The organism is Ferrimonas aestuarii (assembly GCF_005116665.1).
In the GTDB taxonomy this organism is placed as follows: Bacteria; Pseudomonadota; Gammaproteobacteria; order Enterobacterales; family Shewanellaceae; genus Ferrimonas; species Ferrimonas aestuarii.
Genome location: NZ_SWCJ01000026.1, coordinates 1 through 20,456 on the forward strand (window position 1 = coordinate 1; position 20,456 = coordinate 20,456).

Sequence of the window (20,456 nt, forward strand, 5' to 3'; positions counted from 1 at the left end):
ACCTATAACAACTTGAGACCGCACCTTAGCCTGGGAATGAAAACCCCAAACGAGGTGCATGGAAAAGCCAGTTGCTGATGCAACTGGCTCTAACTGAAAAGTGTCAACGCATTTCAGGACGACACAAAATCTACACTTGCGCCGAGCTTGTCAAATAACTATCCAGCCTCGCAATCGCCTCTACCAATGGCTGATGCTGACCACAAAACACCTGCTCCGCCATGGGTGCCACCGCAATTTTAGTCGGCAGTGGCAGTTGGTTATCCAATAGAATCCTCATCTTAGGGATAAATAAGAACTGCAACCACTGTGGAAAGCTCATGGTATCAACGGCAAAAGGCTGAACGCTCTCAAGTGCTTGCGGATCAATAGGCGCATCTTGCCACAGCTTAGCGTGCACCAGCTGCGATTCAATCTCATCGATCAAGCCGTGAAGTGTGTCTTTGTGGCTCATGATTCTCTCCAAACGTCATTGGGGGCGCATCATAGCACTCAAGTCGCTATAATGCCGCCAACTTGCGCTAAAGCACATCGACATACCAATAGAAACGACACCATGGAAAACATCAATACTCTACACCAGTTCCTGCAGGCTGCAGGCGTTCAATACCAAGCCTTCGACCTCGGCCGCCGTGTTACTCCGCTGGATCCCATTGAGTTTGCTCAGGTGGAGTCGTTGTCAACGGCTTACCCCTACCCGAGAAATGGCCACGCTTGGCTGGGGCTGCTATTCTGGAACCAAGGGCTATCCAAAGATCACTACATTTGGTTTATCAAACTGCCGCTGGATGAGATGGGCAAGCTCAATCCGGCCGCTCGCAGCCAATTTCTTCAGACGGTGATCGACGCCTTAGGTGAGAACCCAACGGCTCCCATGACCGAAGAGAAGCAGCAACAGCTAAAATCCAACCCATTCATTTTCACCCCGCCTCAAGAAAAATTGGCGGTGTTCCATGCGCTGGTGAATAAACAGTTAGCTCGCCCGGCCTCCATCTACTTCGAGCACTGCCAAAGCTACTTGCAAGGCCAGATGGATTGGGATAATTGGCAACAGATTGGACTACAGGGCCTGGCCGACGTGATGGCTCGCCCTACCACAGAGATGCTCGACAAACACCTTCCTCAAGCCATTGAGCAGATGCCGCCACAGCCTTTGGCCGCATTCGCTTCTGTTGCAGAGAACTTTAAAGCCAGTGACGCCATGGCAAACTCTTGGCTGGCATTGATGGCTGATGGCAGTAATGACACCATCAACCAAATGGCGCTTCGAGGTCTGGCTGGACACCCACAACATCTATCGACGGCGATAAAACTGGCACTGCCCCACGCCTCCGCGGATACCTTGGTCATCATCGCTGCCCGAGGCTGGCTGGCCTTAAATGATGCCGAACTTTTGATGAACTATTTGGAGCAGTTGGCAAAACAGGATCACCAACTGTTCATCGGGCTTTACTCCGACCTCGTTTCCATGCCAAGTTTACGTCAACAGGTATTGACCAATATTCGCCGACCAGATCGCTCTGCGGAGCTAACCGCGGCCATTGGTCAATTAATGCAAACCTTAGGTGCTTAATTCATGTTGAATCTGTTCGATCTTATTCTTGGTCTACTTGTCTGCGGTATAGCGGCGGTGTTCTGGCAATTGCGTCAGGTCGCTGAGTTTGCTGAATTCCACTCCAAACGCGAGTGTGACCGACGCCGGCTCCAGTGGGTCAGTACTGCTCGAACCAAAGCACGCTTAGGTTTTATTCCAGGTCAGGGGCTAGGTTGGCGAACTGAGTTCCAATGTGAATTTTCCACAGATGGCATTAACCGTTTGCACTCGACTCTGCTGTTTAGCGGCAAGAAGCTCTCTGATGTAAAAATGCCTCTCTACCCAGAGCCTGAGTGGCAGCAGGCCCCACAAGCCAAAGGACGTATCGGCGGCTGTGGCGGCGGTGGCGCTCCTGCCTCCAGTTGTGGAAGCAAGTGCAGCACTAACTGCAAATAGCAACAAACTTTGCGATCAAAAAAAACCGGCCTTGGCCGGTTTTTTTGATGCCTTCAAACAGAGAGATTCTGTTTAGATGACAATGCGCTCGATCATAAATCATCAAGCGCCGGAAATAGAACGGGGCGCCACGAGTGCGCCCCTAGATATTACACGCTAAGCAATCCTGCTATAATTGGTGCTCCCTGCATCATCCTTGCGTACTACAGCTTCCTGCTATCTTCCTTGGCCGATCCATCAGCTTCCTTGTGCACTTACTGCACTGTCTTCCTTTACACGATAACGTCCTGTTATCGATCTCTCCTCATCCTGAGGGTGTCCTAGACCTTCCTTGGAAATCTGCAATCCGGCAGATAGTGCGTTACCATTAAGTCTCACCATCCTAGTGATGTCTAACGGTTCAGCTGTCCCCGACACGTTAACGGCAACTTCCTGTCACGCATCAAAGTTTCGGTTCCTTTGCCCTTGTCCCTAGGCACAACTTAAGTCTACTCACAAACTTAAACTTAACAAGCCACCCATAAAGCCAATGAACCACGTCATATTAATTCAACAATGTTAATTTAGAATTAAAGCTTAATATATTCAGCAGGTTAGCTAAAGAAGCCACCGCTAATGGAGTAATTTCTCACACATTCTCCTACACGCTTGTAAGAGATCTCGCACAAAAAAATTCAGTTAGCTAGGCGAACCTCTGCTTCCCTGTTTGCGGGTTGGTACAATAATTGACCACTTATGTCTGCCACTTCCACATCTGCAATAAAATCAAAGCCGTGTTGTTGGAAAAATTGCTGATGTTCTGGCTGATAAGTGAACACTGCAAGACCGGAAGACTCAGAACGATTCTGCAGCTCAAGAAGAGCGGTAAGAAATTGAGAGCCTAAGCCGGTGTTTTGATGTTGAGGGTGAATTGCGATCAGCTGCAGTAGCCAGTATTCATTAGACGGTAATAAACGTTTCAGTTCATCCTCTCGTTCAATCCAGTGTCGCGTTGGTGCCCACCCAGTCCCTAACGCCATCTTAATCCGCCATGACCAATAACGGCTTTCGCCCTGTGGATACTGATGATCAATGATGCAGGCAACACCCAACAACGCACCATCCACGTAGAAACCAACCACTCGCTGTTGATGCTGCCAAAGCTCGGTGAGCTCTTCACGAATGGCTGCTCGCAACTTTTGGCCATAATCTTTGCGACCAAAGGCCTGCTGGAAAAACAGATCATCATAATAGGCGTTGTAGAGTAACGACGCCGCCACCCTCAACTCTTCTGCGGTTAAGTACTCCGCTTTTATCTCGACTTTTTTCTGCTCATCCATCGCCTACGCTCCCTGAACCCAACTCAACCTAACTTAAAATCAAAACTGCCTCTAACTCAAGCCTAATTGCTGATTTATTACTCAATATCGTCAGAATTGAAACTAAACTGAAGTGGCGTCTAGAGATCTAGGGATTGTAAATATTATGGATACCACCACTCCAAGCTTGAATACCCTGTTTCAACAACTTGGTCTAAAAAGCAATGATAGTGACATTGACCAGTTCATCCGCCAGCACAAACTCCATCGGCGTACCTTAATCGAAGACGCCCCTTTCTGGTCGTCTTCTCAATCGCAATTTTTGAAAGAGGAACGTCGACAAGATGGCAACTGGACCGAGGTAATCGATTACCTCGATGGACTGCTGCACAAGTAGCATCAATAAAAAACGCCGGCAATCGCCGGCGCTTCGATTTCACTATCAATTTAAATTAGATGCTTTGGTATGCGCGCTCGCCCCAGCCTTTAAGCTCTCCCTGTTCAAATACCAGTGGCGTACATTCGTCTTTGGTTGTCTTACCATCGCCCTTAGTGCGCTGAGTCCGATAGAACAGCACTTGAATCTGCTTATCGTTCTGCTGATAAAACTCATTAAACGCCGCCGTGCCCATCAGGGTTTCCACCTGCTGAACGCTCATGCCAGGATTCAGTGTCGCCAGCTTTTCACGATTTTGCTTCTCTTGGTTCTCCCAATGGCTGCTGGAACTGCTGTCATAGCTATCGCCATCCCAACCATCGCCATCTACCGCAATCACGCAGCCGGTCAAAGTCATGGAAGCAGCCAAAACGGAAGAGATTAATAAAGTGGTTTTCATGATAAACATCCTTATTGCTTATAAAGTTTGCTAACACTAGAGCAACAACTGGGCCAAACCCATAAGCTATTGATATTATTAATTATGAGGAATATTTCATTGCCCCCGAGTAGTGAATTAGGTCAAACTGGTGGTCAAATTCACCACTTAAACTGGCAAGAGTTCACATCATGAATCCGGAATTAGTGCGCGCACTCAATCGATTGCATCAAAAAGGGCACAGTGTGTCGTTGGCGACATTAAAAGCGCAACTGACCACTCCATTGCCGATGCCGCAACTGATCGCAGCCATTAAGGCTTATAAAGCCGATCCTGAAGCCGTTTTAAATCAAGCCAGCACTGCGGCGCCTACTCCAGAAAAACCGAGTGAGAGCGCTTTGGAGCAGAGGGTCGCAGAGCTAGAACAGCAATTGAAGCAACTGATGAGCCGAGTGGCTCAGCTAGAACAGCGCTAACCGAGCAACCCTAGAAATGTTATTGGCCGTGCTTCGATAGCCAACGGCCATAGTAGATAAGACCGACAGTAGTCACTAAGCCGACGGCACCAAACACATACCACACCTGGCCTACCGAGCCGCTTTGGTACAACTGCTCGGTCAACACAGAGGCTTCCACGCCAGTACGCTGCTGCAGCGCCATAAAGTACTCCCCTTGAGGAATGGCTTTAATCTGCTCTGGGGTTAACCCCATCTGCTGTAGCGACTCTCGAGCCAAAGTCTCTTTGGCCCCCCATGCATCATACAGACGTGGCCCGACTAACGATTCCAATACCCAGCCAATGCCATAGGGCAACTCCTTAAAGCCTAGGTACATCGCTTTCTTATCGTCAGGAGCGAGATTGCCGATGAACTTGGAGGAGGTAGGGCTAGCCAGCATCTCACCGGAGGAGAACACCATTACCGCCAGCACAATGATCCAGGCGTAGGTGGAGAACCCAATCACCATCAATCCCAGAGAGCAAAGCAGTGTTCCCCAAATAAGTGAAGGCACAGTACCGATACGACCGGCGATGGCGGCATAAAGAAAGCACACCAACATGATCATGCCGAAGTTGATGTTCATGATCCCTTCAGGCAGCACGCTCATTCTTGAAGGGTCGATGGCTAAGATGGCCTGCATAAAGCTCCCCGGCGCATCAACACCAAACAGCGACTGCACAATCACCGAGGTATCCACCCAATCTCGAATGTAGACCGGCAGCACATCAAACAGCGCCATGAACATAAACCAGAACCCGGAGAAGATAATGGTGTAACGCATCAGGTGGGGCTGGCGAATCTCCTTCCACGCACTTTTCCACAAACTGCCTTTATTCTGCTGAGCCTGACGGGCTTCTTTTCCCGGTTCTTTGTAGGTCAGTAGCAACAAGAAGTTAAGGCTGATGATGCCGGCGCAAGCAAAGAACAGTTGATCCCAAGCCAAAATACGCATCTGCGCCGCTAAGATAGGGCCCAGCCATCCACCGATGTTGACCATCTGGTAAAACAGACCCCAGGCCATGGCGGAGTTTTCTTTGGTAGAGCACTTCACCAAGGTGCCCTGAATGCCGGGCTTAAATATTCCGGTACCAAATGCCAGTGTTGCGGCACCGATTAAAAACCCCCAGAAAGAGGGGAAGAACGCCATGATCAGGTAGGCGGCAATCTTAATAAAAGTCGACAGCGCAATGGTCTCTTTGTAGCCGATGCGGTCGGCGGTGCCACCAAAGAACACCGGAACGAATGACTGGAATGCGGCCCAGGCCACCAAAATCCAACTGAAATCAGTCATGGTCAAACCAAGACCACCAATGGATTTGGCGTCGGTGGCATAGATGCTGGCCGTGGTTTTCACCCCGTAGAACGCCAAACGCTCTACCAATTCCATGCCACCAACTACCCAAAATACGTAGCCTAAGCTGGCTATCGCTGTCCATAGCCCAAGTTTGCTAGCGTCGTTCCAGCCAGCGGAAGTAGGTTGTGTCATCCGTGTCACTCTTATTATTGAATAATGTATACAAGGTATCGTCTGAAATGAGTGGTGACAAGTTTCTCTCCTACCCACCTAACGCTATACTGTTGCGCTTTTTCGCCAATGCAACCTGTATACTCAGCCGGACGGCCGTTAGCGTCATCGGCTCAGATAGCCATTGGCAAAACCCGCTTAACCAAAATCGCTTTTACTCTCGGAGCCCTGTATGTACCTGGTCGAAATTCGTTTCGAATGCTTTGCTGACACCACCCTGACTCAGGTGGAATACGCCATCAATCAACTGGTGGAAGCCTGGCGTGCCAACGGTCAGATCCTCGGCAAAGAGTTTCCAGTGATGCAGCACGACGCCGAGTTTCGCCTGCGAGCCCTATGCCCAGAAGAGGACAGCCTCCACCATCGCAACCACTCCGCTTGGGCCAAACAGCGCATCGACAAGCTGGCAGACGCCAACCTGACTCGCCCTCGCCTCAAGATTCTTGGCCGTGACATCAACAGCGAGGCCAGCTCGCCGGTACTGCCCACCAACTGGCAACTTATCTACACCACCTACGTGCACACCTGCTCGCCACTTCGTGATGGTGAAACCATGATGCCAGTGCCACTGTACAAGCTGCCAGCGACCTTCAATGGCGATCATAAAGCATTGATTAAATGGCAAAGCGAATGGCAGGCCTGTGACGAGTTACAGATGGCGGGCAGCGGTGCAGTGGAGTTTGCAGCCCTTAATGAGATCACCCAAGTCGATAGCGTACTGTTCCGCCGTGGCTGGGATCTTCGTGGCCGCATCGAATACCTCACCAAGGTGCCCACCTATTACTACCTTTACCGAGTTGGTGGTTCCTCTTTGGAGGAGGAGATCGCCCGTCCTTGCCCCCGCTGTGGCAACACCGATTGGTACCTCGGCGAATGCATCCACGATCTGTTTCATTTCGTCTGCCACGACTGCCGAATCGTCTCCAACCTCTCTTGGGACCTGATTTAAAAAATCTCGCCTTCTTTCTAGCGAACTGATTTTTATGAACTAAACTCAGTTGCGTTACGATTTTTTAGAGCTATCGGTGGCCAACGCATGAGTCGCCGAAGCATCCTGTGTAATGCCCCATAGATTCAAACACTGGGGCCTTGAGTTGTCTTAGGGATGGCAGTCTTCGCGCCGGTCACCACGCCTTGGTGATCCGTGGCTCATTCGCACACACACTGCGTAAGGAGACGCCATGATCTACTCACCACCAGGCACACAGGGTGCCCTATTTAATTTCAAGCCTCGCTACCAGAACTTCATCAACGGCCAATGGGTCGAGCCGGTGATGGGCAACTACTTCGTCAACACCAGTCCGGTGAACGGCGAGCCGATCTGCGAAGTGCCTCGCTCTAGCTTCCAAGATATTGAACTGGCACTGGATGCCGCTCACGGCGCTCAAGAAGCTTGGGGGAAGACCTCCGCCGCCGAGCGAGCCATCGTGCTGCTAAAAATTGCCGACCGCCTTGAAGCCAATATTGAAACTCTGGCTTATGTAGAGACTTGGGATAATGGCAAACCGATTCGAGAGACCCTTGCGGCAGATCTGCCGCTGTGTGTGGATCACTTCCGCTACTTCGCCGGTGCCCTTCGCTCTCAGCAGGGCACCATAGGTCAACTGGATGAACACACCAGCGCCTACCACTTCCATGAGCCCATTGGCGTCGTCGGCCAGATTATCCCTTGGAACTTCCCCCTATTGATGGCAGCTTGGAAACTGGCTCCTGCGTTGGCAGCCGGTTGTGCCGTGGTACTCAAACCCGCCGAGCAAACTCCAACCAGCATTCTGGTGATGCTGGAGATGATTCAAGACCTACTCCCAGATGGTGTAGTCAATGTGGTCAACGGCTTCGGAGAAGAAGCTGGGCAAGCACTGGCCAGCTCGAAACGCATCAATAAATTGGCGTTTACTGGCTCTACGCCAGTGGGTCAGCAGATCATGCGTCAAGGGGCTGAAAACCTAATTCCGGTAACCTTAGAGTTGGGGGGTAAATCCCCCAATATCTACTTCGAAGATATTCTCGACCAAGACGAGGCTTACATCGACAAGTGCGTCGAAGGCTTGCTGCTGGGCTTTTTCAATCAAGGCGAGGTCTGCACCTGCCCCTCTCGAGCCTTGGTTCAGGAATCGATCTATGAGCGCTTTATCGACAAAGTGATTGAACGAGCCAAAACCATCAAACAGGGCAACCCACTGGATACCGACACTCAAGTAGGTGCCCAAGCGTCTCAAGCTCAGTTTGATAAGGTAATGAACTACATGAAGATCGCCCGCGAAGAGGGGGCCGAAATTCTACTGGGTGGCGATGCGGCCAATCTGGACGGGCTGGATGGCTTCTACGTTCAGCCAACCCTACTCAAGGGCCACAACCAGATGCGGGTATTCCAGGAGGAGATCTTCGGCCCAACCCTAGGGATCACCACCTTTAAAGATGAGGCAGAAGCGCTGGCCATCGCCAACGACACCGACTATGGCCTCGGCGCAGGCGTTTGGACCATGAATCAAAACCTGGCTTACCGCATGGGTCGGGGCATTCAGGCGGGCCGAGTTTGGGTTAATTGTTATCACCTCTATCCGGCCCACGCCGCATTCGGCGGCTATAAGCGCTCCGGCATCGGCCGAGAAACCCACCTACAGGCACTAGGCAACTACCAGCAAACCAAGAACATGCTGGTCAGCTACGACCCCAATCCGCTGGGCTTTTTCTAGGCGAAAGCACATTAAATGAAAACGGCCTCTCATGAGGCCGTTTGTTTAGCTCGAGCTTAGCTTTTACCAAGCAGGTGTCGCCCCATGGTTTTCAGACGTTGCCATAATCCCGGCTGAGGCACTGAAGCGGGCATCGGCTCAGGCATCAGCACCTTAGGCTCAATCGCACTCAATAGGGCATCTAAGCTGTCTGCCACCTTCTGGTGCGGTTCCTTACCCGGTACCTCTAGCCATACCGTGGCATCACTATTATCCAGCACTAAGATGGCATCGGAGTCTTCCATAGGCGCTAAGAACCACGTCGGTGGCTGCTTAAGCTTTTTCTTCATCATCGCATGGCCGATGAGGTTCTCCTGCAGAAAACCAAAATCGTCTTCGTTCCAAGCCTGCAGCAGTTCACCACTGCCAAAGTCGGCAGCAAACGCCATATTGCCGCCATAAAAGCGTCCGTAGAACTGGGATAACTCCGGATTTACCTCCAGCTCCAGCGCTTTGGAGAGGTTATCAAAGCTGGCCACTTCGCTACGGGCATGCAGTTGCCAATGGCTTCCCAGCTGATGTTCACCGCTAGCCGCAGGGCTAGCCTCCTCTCGTGGAGCGATGGCATCGCACTGATGGCTGTTGTGCCACGCCTGATGAAATCGAGCGTGAAAGTCTAATAGCGACTGAGGATTCATGATTATCCACTGACTTAAGTTACAATAGGCCTTATTTTGCATGAATTGGATTAGCGATGACAGACCATCACGACCCCTACCACGGCGCCGACGCCCTGAAAGGCCTGACCCTAGGTCAGCAAACTCAATACCAAGATCAGTACGCCCCAGAGCTGCTGCAAGGCGTGCCTCGCCAACTAAACCGCGACGCCATCAAGCTGCCTGAGCCACTGCCATTCAGTGGTGCCGACATCTGGACCGGTTTCGAGCTGTCTTGGCTCAATGGCAAAGGCAAACCGATGGTGGCCGTGGCCGAATTTCGCCTGCCCGCCACCTCAGCGAATCTGGTGGAGTCCAAATCATTCAAGCTCTACCTTAATAGCTTCAACCAAACCCGTTTCGACACCCCGGAGGCGATAAGAGAAACTCTGGCCAAGGATCTAAGCCACTGCGCTCAAGGTGAAGTGGAGGTTAGCCTGATTCTGCCAAACGCCTTTGCCGATGAACGCATCACCGAATTTGACGGCGAGCTAATCGACGATCTGGACATCAGCATCGATGATTATGAGTTCAACCCTGACTATCTAGATGGCGCCGCCGATGGCGAGCTGGTGGAGGAGACCCTGCGCTCCAACCTGCTTAAGTCCAACTGCTTGATCACCTCTCAGCCGGACTGGGGCAGCGTACTTATCCGCTACAAAGGCAAGCGCATCAACCGCGAGAAACTGCTGCGTTATCTCATTAGCTTCCGTCGTCACAACGAGTTCCACGAACAGTGTGTCGAGCGCATCTTTATGGATCTGAAGCGTTATTGTGGTGTAGAGCAGCTGACAGTGTACGCCCGTTACACCCGCCGAGGTGGCCTGGACATCAACCCGTTCCGCAGCGATTTTGAGTCCTTGCCTGCCAACGTGCGCTTGGCACGCCAGTGATCCCCACCCACCATGCCCCCATAAAGGGCGTGGTTATTTTATAATCAAATTTGCATCCAGCGGCGACCATTCTGTAGAATGCCCGCCGCCCTGAGAAGCTATAGGATTATCATGTTTAAGCCAGAACTGTTGTCCCCTGCGGGAACACTGAAAAATATGCGTTACGCATTCGCCTATGGTGCGGATGCCGTTTATGCGGGTCAGCCCCGCTACAGCCTGCGTGTGCGCAACAACGACTTCAATCTAGAGAATCTGGCCACAGGTATCGACGAAGCCCACGCTCAGGGCAAAAAGCTCTATGTGGTGTCTAACATTGCGCCCCACAACAGCAAGCTGAAAACCTACCTGCGTGACATCGACCCGGTGATGCAGATGAAGCCTGACGCCCTGATCATGTCTGATCCAGGCCTGATTATGATGGTGCGTGAAGCCTACCCGGATCAGCCGATTCACCTGTCGGTACAAGCCAACGCCATCAACTGGGCCAGCGTTAAATTCTGGCAGCAGCAGGGCATTGAGCGTGTGATCCTCTCCCGTGAACTGTCACTGGACGAGATTGAAGAGATCCGCATGCAGTGCCCAGAGATGGAGCTGGAAGTGTTCGTTCACGGCGCACTGTGCATGGCGTACTCCGGTCGCTGTTTGCTGTCTGGTTACATCAACAAGCGCGATCCAAACCAAGGCACCTGCACCAACTCTTGCCGCTGGAACTACAACGTTCACGAAGCCAAGGAGACTGAGTCTGGCGACGTTGTTGCGGTAAACCCTAACGCTGGCGTGCAGCAGATGCAGCCAACTCTGGGTGAAGGCCCAACCACGGATCAGATCGTGCTGCTGCAAGAGGGCAACCGCCCAGGCGAATACATGCCTGCCTTTGAAGATGAGCACGGCACCTACATCATGAACTCCAAAGATCTGCGCGCCATCCAGCACGTAGAGCGTTTGACCAAGATGGGTGTGCACTCACTGAAGATTGAAGGCCGTACTAAGAGCTTCTACTACGTCGCCCGTACTGCGCAGCTGTACCGCAAAGCCATCGACGATGCCGTTGCCGGTCGTCCGTTCGATCCAAACCTGATGCTGTCGCTGGAATCTCTGGCCAGCCGTGGTTACACCGAAGGCTTCCTGCGCCGTCACACCCACGATGAGTACCAGAACTACGAGTACGGCTACTCCGTGTCTGACAAACAGCAGTTTGTGGGCGAGCTCACCGGTGAGCGTAACGGCCAAGGCCTAGCAGAAGTGTTAGTAAAGAACCGTTTCGAAATTGGCAACAGCGTTGAACTGATGACCCCACAGGGCAACATCAACATCAACCTTGGCCACATCGAAAATCGCAAAGGCCACAAGATGGACGTCGCCCCGGGTAACGGCCACACCGTCTACCTGCCGCTGCCGGAAGACATGGACTTGAGCCATGCCATCCTGATGCGCAACCTGACCGACGGTCAAACCACCCGCAATCCGGTGACGCCGAAATAAGTTCACGGCACCAACGCGTAAGGGCACCCATGACGGTGCCCTTTTTGATGGCCTAAACTTATGGTAAAGTCGCCGCCCGAATTCAATACTGACCAACAGGCAACCCAATGGCTTTAGTCATTCTCGACAGCTGCATCAATTGCGACATGTGTGATCCTGAGTGTCCAAATCAGGCGATCACCATGGGTGAAGAGATCTATGAGATCGACCCAGACCGCTGTACCGAGTGCGTTGGCCACTACGACAAACCCACCTGCGTCAGCGTCTGTCCCATCGACTGCATCATTCCAGATCCAGAACATAAAGAAGATGACGCCACCTTGATGGCCAAATATCTGATTCTGACCGGCAAGGCGTAATACCGTCCGGCATAATTGCACCCACAAACAATCAAGGCGCCACAGGGCGCCTTGATTCATTTATCGAGATAGAGTTCTCGGCTAGGATTTGGGCCTTAACAGTGTGGCCAGCATCTTCAGCGCCGCTTTAGGCATCGGCAACAAAGTTTCTCTGCCGAGTAACGCTTTAAGCTCCATAGCCAGTTCGGTATCGCCGCTCATCTCCAACTGCCGCTGAAAAAACAACGCATCCGCATCCGCTTGGCCTCGAGCCAAGCTCCAAAATGCCCGTGGCGTGCCTTGCAAACTGGCATCTTCATCGCCATTGGCCCAGCGCACCTGCCAGCGACCATCGTTAAGCGATAACGCCAGCCCCATCGGCGCACCTTCAATCATCAACGCCACCCAGCGCCCTTCCAGAAACGCCAACTGGCCAGCGCCCACCTGCTCGGAGAAACGGTGGCTCATCAGGGTTTGCATCACCACTGCCACTGGCGCAACGGGAGGGAGTGGCGGCGTAATGCCTAATTTTCCACCTAACACAAGCTCAATTCCATCTAAAGAAAAAATGAATAATAAACGGGAGATAAGTCACATTCTCTGTTTCAGATCAAAGTGTTAACTAACAGTATTAGTAAAGTAGCACCCAGAACCTGTCAGGACTATAGAGTAGTTACATGGAACTGTTGGCCCCTGTTGCCAATCTGGCCGCCTTGGACATCGCCATAGAAGCCGGTGCCGATGCGGTCTACGTCGGCCTTAAAAACGACACCAATGCCCGCGCCTTCGCTGGCATCAACTTCGATGAGCAAGATCTCATTGCCGCCAAAGAACGCTGCGAACGACACAAGGTCAAATTGATGGTCGCCATCAACACCTTCCCCCAACCTGGCCAAGAGCCCCGCTGGCACCGCGCCATTAGTCTTTGCGCCGATGTTGGCGTGGATTCGGTGATCATGGCAGACCCCGGTCTGTTGGCCCATGGCGCTCGTCATTACCCCAACCTTGAACGCCATCTATCGGTGCAAGCCAGTGCCGCCAATGTGCCCACACTGGAGCTGTTCCATAACCAGTTTGGCATTACGCGAGCAGTACTGCCTCGGGTGTTGGACATCCACCAAGTGGAAGCCATTTGCGCCGACAGTCCGGTCGAGATCGAGGTGTTTGCCGGTGGCAGCTTGTGCGTCATGGCTGAGGGACGTTGCCAGCTGTCGCACTACGTCAGTGGCCATTCGCCCAACTCTGGGGGGGCTTGCTCCCCCGGTGCCGAAGTGAGCTGGCACCACCATAACCAACACCGAGAGGTACGCCTTAGTGGCACCCTACTCGACCGAGTCGAAAAGCAGGAGGCCGGTGGCTACCCCACGGTCTGCAAAGGGCAATTTGTGGTCAGTGGCCAACCCCTGTACCCCATCTCTCGCCCCTGCTCGCTCTCGACCCTGCCGCTGCTGCCGCGTTTTGGAAAAGCGGGGGTGGCAGCGCTGAAAATTGAGGGCCGACAACGCAGCCCATTTTACAGCAAGCAGGTCACCCAGATCTGGCGTCAGGCCATCGATGAATGGAAGGCAGGCCCAGAACGCTATCAACTCAAGCCTCAGTGGCATCAACAGCTAAAACAGTTAGCCGAAGGCGGTCTATTGACCACCGGCGCCTATCTTGGAAGCTGGCATTAAGGGATTAAGATGAAACTGGCTATGACGCTAAACTGCTGGCCATTGACACGTCAGCAACAACAACAACAACTGGATCAGCTCGCCACCCTGCCGGTGCAGCGAATATTTCTTGGGGAAACCGTCTGTGAAAAACGCGATCGCGTCGCCCTAAGGGGCTTGCTTGAGCTTGCCGACGGCTTAGCCCAACAGGGGAAACAACTGGTGCTGTCGACACTGAATCTGGTTAATGGCCCCAGAGAGCTAAAACTGGTGGAGCAGGTATGCCAACAAACCAAGATGCTGGTGGAGGCCAACGACTACACCGCGGTTCGATTGCTCACCGAAATGAAACAGCCATTTTGGGCCAGTGCCAACCTGAACCTGTATAACTTAGATACCTTAAGTTGGCTGCACGACCTCGGCGCTCAGGGCTTTGTTCCGCCTATCGACATCAGCGACAAGAACGCCACCCGTCTGTTTGAGGAGGCCGCCACTTGGCTGCCCAATCTGGAACGTGAGATCATCGGTTTTGGCTGGCCACAACTGTCGGTGTCGGCACGCTGCGCCACCGCCAGAATTCAAGGAAGGAATCGGGATAACTGCGACAAAGTGTGCCAACAGCACTGCACGCCGGTGGCCGATACCTTAGAGGGAGAGCGATTGCTTTACATCAATGGACCTCAAACCCATGGGGTTAACGCCGTCAATCGCTTTGCAGAAGCGCGCCATTGGCACAACCTCAATACCCATTGGCTGCGGATCATTCCGGGGCCGTCACTCAACTTTGATTGGATGACGCCCCTTTGTGACTCAGATGGTTTGGTTAAAGTTGCGGAGGTGGAGTCGAATCTCCATCTCGAAATACCAACACCAGAGAGTAATATAGCCATAGGATAACCGACAGCATCAACGCCCAGCCTAACAGAGCCGGCCACCAGATGAGTGGCCGCTCAATGCCAAACAGGCCGTAAGGATAACGGTCTTGTAGGCTGAGCAGCAGATCCTCTCGAGACAGCAACATCATCGCCAGAATCGCCGCCGTTACCGCGGGCAGTACGCCCCAACGGGGAGGTTTGTCAGTGAGAATCGAGTGGCAATAGAACACGGCACACAGAATGGTCATCACGTAAAATGACAGCATCGCCTTGGCATGTAAGGCCCCGACGTTCACCGGGAATAACCCACAGCCACACAGGCTTAAACTCAGCATCACCCCACACACCAACAGTGGCGAGCGTAAGTTGCGGTTGATAAGCCAACTGCTCATCAAAAACGACAGCGTCAACGCCAGGCCGCCGAAAAACAGCCCCCCATTCACTAGAGCCGCTAATGGCGAAGAGCCGTAGCGTCCCAATTCAGACAAGCTGTGGTTCAGAAAGCTGTAGTGCTCCCCCGCTTCCCCCTGATACACCAAGGCCGCCAACAGCGGCGGCAAGGCGATCAGCAATAGGGCGGCTAAACCGATGCGATTGGTCAGGCGCACCAAGGGCCGGTTTTGAAAACGATTGGCCACCGGTTAACCTCGAATGTGGTAGTCGCCCACACCCAACCATTTGTACGTGGTTAACGCTTCCAGCCCCATAGGGCCGCGGGCATGCAGTTTTTGAGTACTCACCGCCACTTCGGCACCAAGGCCAAACTGGCTGCCATCGGTAAAGCGAGTGCTGGCATTGATGTATACGGCAGCAGAGTTGATGCTGGCGGCAAAATAATGTGCCGTTGCCAGCTCTTCCGTCAAAATTGATTCCGAGTGATCACTGGAGTGAGTTCGGATATGGTCGATGGCACCATCCACGTCATCCACCACCTTAATGCCTAAGGTCAGCGACAACCACTCACGGTCAAAATCGCCTTCGCCAGCGGCTTCCACCTCAATAATCGCCCGAGTACGTTCACAACCAAGTAGACGCACCTGCTCTGACAGTCGACGTTGCAGCTGAGGCAGCAGCGTGTCGGCAACGCTCTGGTTCACCAACAAGGTATCCAGCGCATTGCATACGGTTGGACGCTGCACCTTAGCGTTTTCAATCACGTCCACGGCGCGTTCAAGGTTGGCGCTCTTATCCACATACAGGTGGCAGATGCCAATGCCTCCGGTAATCACTGGAATGGTCGCCTGCTCTTTACATAGCTGATGCAAGCCCGCACCACCACGAGGGATGATCATATCCACATAGCGGTCGAGTTTAAGCAGCTCAGTCACCAATCCTCGGTCGGGATTATCAATCAGGCTGATGGCCGCCTGAGGTAGCCCTTGCTGCTCCAAGGCTCGATGAATCACCGCCACCAGCGCCAAGTTACTACGACGGGTCTCTTTGCCACCACGCAAGATCGCTGCATTGCCAGTTTTCAGCGCCAATACCGCCACGTCGATGGTCACATTAGGCCGAGCTTCGTAGATCACCCCCAGCACCCCGAGCGGAATGCGGCGACGGCTCAGGCGCATGCCGTTGTCCAAAAGCTTCGATTCCAGCTCTTCACCCACAGGGTCGGCCAGACCACGGACGGTTTCAATATCAGCACAAATCGCCGCTAACCGCTCGGGGGTCAGCAGCAATCGGTCCAACATGGCGGCATCCAGCCCCGCCGCTTTGGCATCTTCAAGGTCTTGGGCATTGGCCGCCAAAATCTCCGCCTCACTGGCAGCAATGCCTTCGATTATCTTCGCCAGCAGTGCATCTTTATCACTGCGACCTAAATTCAGTAGCGCGAAACTGGCCTTGCGAGCCGCTTGGCCCATCTGTTGTAACTGACTCATAGAATTACCAAATCATTACGGTGTACGGCCACAGTGCCATAACTAAAACCTAATTGCCCCTCAATTCGTTCCGAGTGGCAACCTAAAATCTTACCCAAACTGGCTTCATCATAGCGGGCGATACCACGGCCAATCAATTGGCCTCCTGGACCACAGATGTTGACCGTTGCTCCACGAGCGAAGCGCCCCTCTATGGCAACGATGCCCTTAGGCAACAGACTGGATCCTTTTTCGATTAACGCGTGTACCGCTCCGGCATCGATATGCAGCTGCGCCACCGGTGCCGGTGCCGCCAGCAACCACTGTTTGCGAGCATCCAGTGGGCAGGCGTGGGCGGTAAAGCGCGTTCCCGCTTCGCCCCCCATCACCAAAGTTTCGATGATGCCTTCGGCGTGACCGGCAGCAATCACCACCGGAATGCCCGCTCGCTGGGCTTTATCTGCCGCCTGCAACTTAGTCGCCATGCCGCCAGTTCCCAAATTGGTACCACTGCCCCCAGCGAGACGACGAATGTCATCGGTGATTCGGCCCACCTCTTTGATGAGCTCGGCATCCGGATTGGAGCGAGGATCGGCTGTAAACAAGCCGTGCTGATCGGTCAGCAGAATCAGCTTATCGGCATCCGCCAACAGCGCCACCAACGCAGACAGGTTATCGTTGTCGCCCACCTTAATTTCGGCGGTGGCCACCGCATCGTTTTCATTGACGATGGGCACAATGCCGCAATCAAGCAAGGCGTTAAGCGTATCGCGAGCATTCAGATAACGTTCGCGGTCATCCAGATCGGCCCGAGTTAACAACATCTGACCAACGTGCATGCCGTAAAGATTGAACAACTGCTCCCAGGTTTGAATCAACTGGCTTTGCCCTACCGCCGCCAGCATCTGCTTGCTGGCCACGTTGGCGGGCAACTTGGGGTGGCCTAAATGCTCGCGTCCAGCGGCGATGGCGCCGGAGGTGACTAGAATCACTTCGCAGCCTTCGCGCTTTAAACGTGCCATCTGCCTAACCAGCTCCACCATGTGGGCTCGGTCTAGGCTGGTACCACCTGAGGTCAGTACGCTGGTGCCCAGCTTTACGACCACTCGTCGATAAGGGAGAGTAATAGAGTTCATCAATTGGAAAACCTTCTAACACATCCTTTCAGTTATACCTTATCTGGCGGTGCTAAACGTAAAAAGGCGCCCCAAAAAAGGGACGCCCATCACGAAAACTTGTCTGGTTATCGGCATTCCTTATTAAACACCGATTTTTGGAACAACCTTTACAAAAAGAGATACTTCAAGATGAAGGCAATGGCAATCACCGCCACCGCAGGATTGAGCTCTTTAAAACGCCCAGTCATCAGCTTTAGCGCAGCATAGGTAATAAAGCCAACCGCAATGCCGTGAGAAATGGAGTAACTCAGCAGCATCACCAAAGTCGTTAGCACCACGGGGGCCGCTTCAGTGAGATCTTCCCACTCCACGCCAACTAAACCGGACATCATCAAAATGGCCACATACAACAGCGCCCCAGTGGTGGCATAAGCGGGCACCATGCCCGCCAATGGCGAGAACAACAAACAGGCGATAAACAGCAAACCAACCACAACCGCAGTCAAGCCAGTACGACCACCAGACGCCACACCGGCGGTACTTTCGACATAACTGGTGGTGGTTGAGGTGCCCAGCGCTGCTCCCGCAATGGTGGCGGTGGAATCGGCAAACAGAGCTCGTTTCAAGCGGGGTAAGTTACCCTTGTCATCCAACAGGTTGCCTCGTTGAGCCACGGCAATCAGCGTACCTGAGGTATCAAACAGATCCACAAATAGGAACGCAAACACCACGGAGATCATACCCACTTCCATGGCACCGGCCAGATCCATCTGCATTAGGGTTGGCGCAATGGACGGTGGCGCCGACATTACCCCAGTAAAAGGCTGTTGACCAAAGATCACCGCAATGGCGGTGACCACAAGGATGCTCAGTAACACCGCAGCTTTAAATTGAAAATGTACAAGGGTAATCACCAGCAGGAAACTCAGCAGTGCCATCACCGAACTGAACGAGGTGATGTCGCCCAATGACACCAAGGTAGCCGGATTATCAACGATGATGCCCGCCCCTTGCAGGCCGATGAAAGCCAAAAAGAGGCCGATGCCAGCGGCAATCCCCAGACGCAGGGACATCGGGATGGAGTTCACCACCCATTCGCGAACCTTAAAAATTGACAGCAACAGGAAACAAAGCCCAGAAAGGAACACTGCCCCCAACGCGGTTTGCCAGGAGTGACCCATCTGGCCCACCACGACGAAGGTGAAAAAGGCGTTCAATCCCATTCCCGGTGCCAACGCAATCGGATAGTTGGCCACCAAGCCCATGATGAAACAACCGATGGCCGCCGCCAGACAGGTCGCCACAAACACTGCCCCTTGATCCATTCCGGTGATCGCAAGCATCGAAGGATTAACGAAGATGATGTAGGCCATTGCCAAAAAGGTGGTAAAACCGGCAATCACCTCTTGGCGAACGGTGGTACCGTGCGCCTTGAGCTGGAAATGCTTTTCAAGCATAAGATGTCCTAATTGTATGTATTTTATATTTTTTTAGAGTCAGAGGTCCGCATATCGCGGATGGCGCGCATTATCCGTATTTCCTGCAGAAGCGGCAAGTTTTTGACCAACATCCAGATCACAACCAGAGCAGCCAACTGGTCTTAGACCCGCGCCACGGGCTATCGGTGTCAGTTTCACGGGCGCAAAAAAAAACGCCAGCAACTTGGGTTGCTGGCGTCAAGGATGACAAATATCTCGACCAGAATTACCGGTTGGCTTGCCGGCAAAGGATGTAGGTCTAAAAAGTAACTGATGAAATTACTGGGTACCAACCCGTCTTAATCCACCCTGTTGGTGTTCAAGACCGGTCAGTAAGTGCCTTAGCGAGCGTAGTAAATTACGCCAGCGTTCCAACCCATGGTTGATTGGGAAGAAAATAGGGTCACGTTATAACCAAATGCGTAAGACATAATCATGTTCTCCGAAAAAATTGCTAACACCTAGTAAAGTGCGTGCGGTTCCTTGGCACAGCGGCTCAGTTCCTTGGAGAAACTTCCGTCCCTACCCAGGGACGGCTTCAAATCACCTGACTTGAAACTAGGGGGAGTTGCCTCCCGACGCTGGCTATAATATCAAACTGTAATTTAATTACAAGAAATAATGCAAAAAAAGCCCAAAATATCCATTTCAGAGCATTATTGTGTAATTTAATTACACCATAAGCAAAACGAATGCTGTTTAGCCTAGAACGACATTCATTTATAAGCAGTATGGAAATTCACCCGTTGGAATGGCGATCAAGCATCTGGTTTTTAGGCTAAATTCACAGCGGAATGGAGAAGGTTGTCATGGAGACTAAAACCGATTTAGCCACAAAGTGGTGCCGCGCAGCAGCGCTGCTGTCTATCTGCCACCTTAACGGGGGCATTGCTACGCCCTTCTTTTTCAGCACGCAAAAAAAACGCCAGCAACTTAGGTTGCTGGCGTCAAGGATGACAAAAATTCTGACCTGAATTACCGGTTGGCTGACCGATAAACAAAAAGAGGTCTAAAAACAGTAACTGATGAAATTACTTGATACCAATTCACCCGGTGCTGATTACGTCACCGGATGAATCAATTTGGTGCCTTAGCGAGCGTAGTAAACTACACCAGCGTTCCAACCCATGGTGGATTGAGAAGAAAATAGAGTTACGTTGTAACCGAATGCTTTAGACATAATGATGTTCTCCGAAAAATTTGCTAACACCTAGTAAAGTGGTGCGGTTCCTTGGCACA

General features: G+C 52.5%; 21 protein-coding genes. 11 read left to right on the top strand and 10 right to left on the bottom strand.

From position 1 onward, the window contains the following. Positions 1 to 130: 130 nt before the first annotated feature. Complete coding sequence (locus FCL42_RS20280) at positions 131 to 454, bottom strand: YqcC family protein (protein ID WP_136865257.1); 324 nt, start codon at positions 452 to 454, stop codon at positions 131 to 133. 102 nt (positions 455 to 556) lie between these two features. Here FCL42_RS20280 and FCL42_RS20285 point away from each other — a divergent pair, with 102 nt between their 5' ends. Together FCL42_RS20285 and FCL42_RS20290 are read left to right on the top strand one after the other, a co-directional pair. Next, a complete protein-coding gene (locus FCL42_RS20285) occupies positions 557 to 1,573 on the top strand; it encodes a DUF3549 family protein (protein ID WP_169308472.1) in 1,017 nt (338 codons plus the stop codon). Between the two features lie 3 nt (positions 1,574 to 1,576). Next, positions 1,577 to 1,990 carry a DUF3301 domain-containing protein gene (locus FCL42_RS20290; protein ID WP_136865259.1) on the top strand — a complete coding sequence of 138 codons (414 nt, stop codon included), beginning with the start codon at positions 1,577 to 1,579 and terminating at the stop codon, positions 1,988 to 1,990. A 674-nt stretch (positions 1,991 to 2,664) separates the two neighbouring features. On the opposite strand, the gene FCL42_RS20295 is transcribed toward FCL42_RS20290, so the two are convergent. Beyond that, the gene (locus tag FCL42_RS20295) at positions 2,665 to 3,309 is read right to left on the bottom strand and encodes a GNAT family N-acetyltransferase (protein ID WP_136865260.1); all 645 of its coding nucleotides are present in this window, start codon (positions 3,307 to 3,309) and stop codon (positions 2,665 to 2,667) included. Between the two features lie 145 nt (positions 3,310 to 3,454). On the opposite strand from FCL42_RS20295, the gene FCL42_RS20300 reads away from it, so the two are divergent. Beyond that, positions 3,455 to 3,685, top strand: a complete 231-nt coding sequence (locus tag FCL42_RS20300; protein ID WP_136865261.1) for a DUF2789 domain-containing protein — start codon at positions 3,455 to 3,457, stop codon at positions 3,683 to 3,685. A 55-nt stretch (positions 3,686 to 3,740) separates the two neighbouring features. Here the strand turns inward: FCL42_RS20300 and FCL42_RS20305 are convergent, their stop codons facing one another. After that, entirely contained in the window at positions 3,741 to 4,124 is a 384-nt protein-coding gene (locus FCL42_RS20305) for a DUF3192 domain-containing protein (protein WP_136865262.1), read from the bottom strand. A 170-nt stretch (positions 4,125 to 4,294) separates the two neighbouring features. On the opposite strand from FCL42_RS20305, the gene FCL42_RS20310 reads away from it, so the two are divergent. Then, positions 4,295 to 4,579 carry a hypothetical protein gene (locus FCL42_RS20310; protein ID WP_136865263.1) on the top strand — a complete coding sequence of 95 codons (285 nt, stop codon included), beginning with the start codon at positions 4,295 to 4,297 and terminating at the stop codon, positions 4,577 to 4,579. Between the two features lie 19 nt (positions 4,580 to 4,598). Here FCL42_RS20310 and FCL42_RS20315 read toward each other — a convergent pair whose 3' ends face one another. Next, positions 4,599 to 6,089 (bottom strand): MFS transporter, encoded by a 1,491-nt coding sequence (locus tag FCL42_RS20315; RefSeq protein ID WP_136865264.1) that lies wholly within the window; start codon positions 6,087 to 6,089, stop codon positions 4,599 to 4,601. Positions 6,090 to 6,300: 211 nt separating this feature from the next. Between FCL42_RS20315 and FCL42_RS20320 the strand changes: the two genes are divergently transcribed. Together FCL42_RS20320 and exaC are read left to right on the top strand one after the other, a co-directional pair. Next, entirely contained in the window at positions 6,301 to 7,077 is a 777-nt protein-coding gene (locus FCL42_RS20320; protein WP_136865265.1) for a Zn-ribbon-containing protein, read from the top strand. Between the two features lie 232 nt (positions 7,078 to 7,309). Continuing rightward, positions 7,310 to 8,824: an acetaldehyde dehydrogenase ExaC gene (gene exaC / locus FCL42_RS20325; protein ID WP_136865266.1), complete on the top strand. Its 1,515-nt coding sequence runs from the start codon at positions 7,310 to 7,312 to the stop codon at positions 8,822 to 8,824. 56 nt (positions 8,825 to 8,880) lie between these two features. Here the strand turns inward: exaC and syd are convergent, their stop codons facing one another. Beyond that, positions 8,881 to 9,501: a SecY-interacting protein gene (gene syd, locus FCL42_RS20330; protein ID WP_169308473.1), complete on the bottom strand. Its 621-nt coding sequence runs from the start codon at positions 9,499 to 9,501 to the stop codon at positions 8,881 to 8,883. A 56-nt stretch (positions 9,502 to 9,557) separates the two neighbouring features. Between syd and queF the strand changes: the two genes are divergently transcribed. The 3 genes from queF (at position 9,558) to FCL42_RS20345 (ending at position 12,253) form a co-directional block, all read left to right on the top strand. Continuing rightward, positions 9,558 to 10,412 carry an NADPH-dependent 7-cyano-7-deazaguanine reductase QueF gene (gene queF / locus FCL42_RS20335; protein WP_136865268.1) on the top strand — a complete coding sequence of 285 codons (855 nt, stop codon included), beginning with the start codon at positions 9,558 to 9,560 and terminating at the stop codon, positions 10,410 to 10,412. A 111-nt stretch (positions 10,413 to 10,523) separates the two neighbouring features. Then, positions 10,524 to 11,894: a prephenate-dependent tRNA uridine(34) hydroxylase TrhP gene (gene trhP / locus FCL42_RS20340; RefSeq protein WP_136865269.1), complete on the top strand. Its 1,371-nt coding sequence runs from the start codon at positions 10,524 to 10,526 to the stop codon at positions 11,892 to 11,894. Positions 11,895 to 12,001: 107 nt separating this feature from the next. Then, positions 12,002 to 12,253 carry a YfhL family 4Fe-4S dicluster ferredoxin gene (locus FCL42_RS20345; protein WP_136865270.1) on the top strand — a complete coding sequence of 84 codons (252 nt, stop codon included), beginning with the start codon at positions 12,002 to 12,004 and terminating at the stop codon, positions 12,251 to 12,253. An 81-nt stretch (positions 12,254 to 12,334) separates the two neighbouring features. Here the strand turns inward: FCL42_RS20345 and ubiT are convergent, their stop codons facing one another. Then, the gene (ubiT, locus tag FCL42_RS20350; RefSeq protein WP_136865271.1) at positions 12,335 to 12,775 is read right to left on the bottom strand and encodes a ubiquinone anaerobic biosynthesis accessory factor UbiT; all 441 of its coding nucleotides are present in this window, start codon (positions 12,773 to 12,775) and stop codon (positions 12,335 to 12,337) included. 134 nt (positions 12,776 to 12,909) lie between these two features. On the opposite strand from ubiT, the gene ubiU reads away from it, so the two are divergent. Next, positions 12,910 to 13,905, top strand: a complete 996-nt coding sequence (gene ubiU / locus FCL42_RS20355) for a ubiquinone anaerobic biosynthesis protein UbiU (RefSeq protein WP_136865272.1) — start codon at positions 12,910 to 12,912, stop codon at positions 13,903 to 13,905. 9 nt (positions 13,906 to 13,914) lie between these two features. After that, positions 13,915 to 14,781: a U32 family peptidase gene (locus tag FCL42_RS20360; RefSeq protein WP_136865273.1), complete on the top strand. Its 867-nt coding sequence runs from the start codon at positions 13,915 to 13,917 to the stop codon at positions 14,779 to 14,781. Here the strand turns inward: FCL42_RS20360 and FCL42_RS20365 are convergent. The 4 genes from FCL42_RS20365 to FCL42_RS20380 form a co-directional block, all read right to left on the bottom strand. Next, positions 14,708 to 15,397, bottom strand: a complete 690-nt coding sequence (locus FCL42_RS20365; protein WP_136865274.1) for a hypothetical protein — start codon at positions 15,395 to 15,397, stop codon at positions 14,708 to 14,710. The genes FCL42_RS20360 and FCL42_RS20365 overlap by 74 nt on opposite strands. Positions 15,398 to 15,400: 3 nt before the next feature. After that, positions 15,401 to 16,642 carry a glutamate-5-semialdehyde dehydrogenase gene (locus FCL42_RS20370; protein WP_136865275.1) on the bottom strand — a complete coding sequence of 414 codons (1,242 nt, stop codon included), beginning with the start codon at positions 16,640 to 16,642 and terminating at the stop codon, positions 15,401 to 15,403. After that, positions 16,639 to 17,757, bottom strand: a complete 1,119-nt coding sequence (gene proB / locus FCL42_RS20375; protein ID WP_136865276.1) for a glutamate 5-kinase — start codon at positions 17,755 to 17,757, stop codon at positions 16,639 to 16,641. The genes FCL42_RS20370 and proB overlap by 4 nt, the downstream gene beginning before the upstream one ends. 149 nt (positions 17,758 to 17,906) lie before the next feature. After that, positions 17,907 to 19,196 (bottom strand): NCS2 family permease, encoded by a 1,290-nt coding sequence (locus FCL42_RS20380; RefSeq protein WP_136865277.1) that lies wholly within the window; start codon positions 19,194 to 19,196, stop codon positions 17,907 to 17,909. Positions 19,197 to 20,456 lie beyond the last annotated feature (1,260 nt).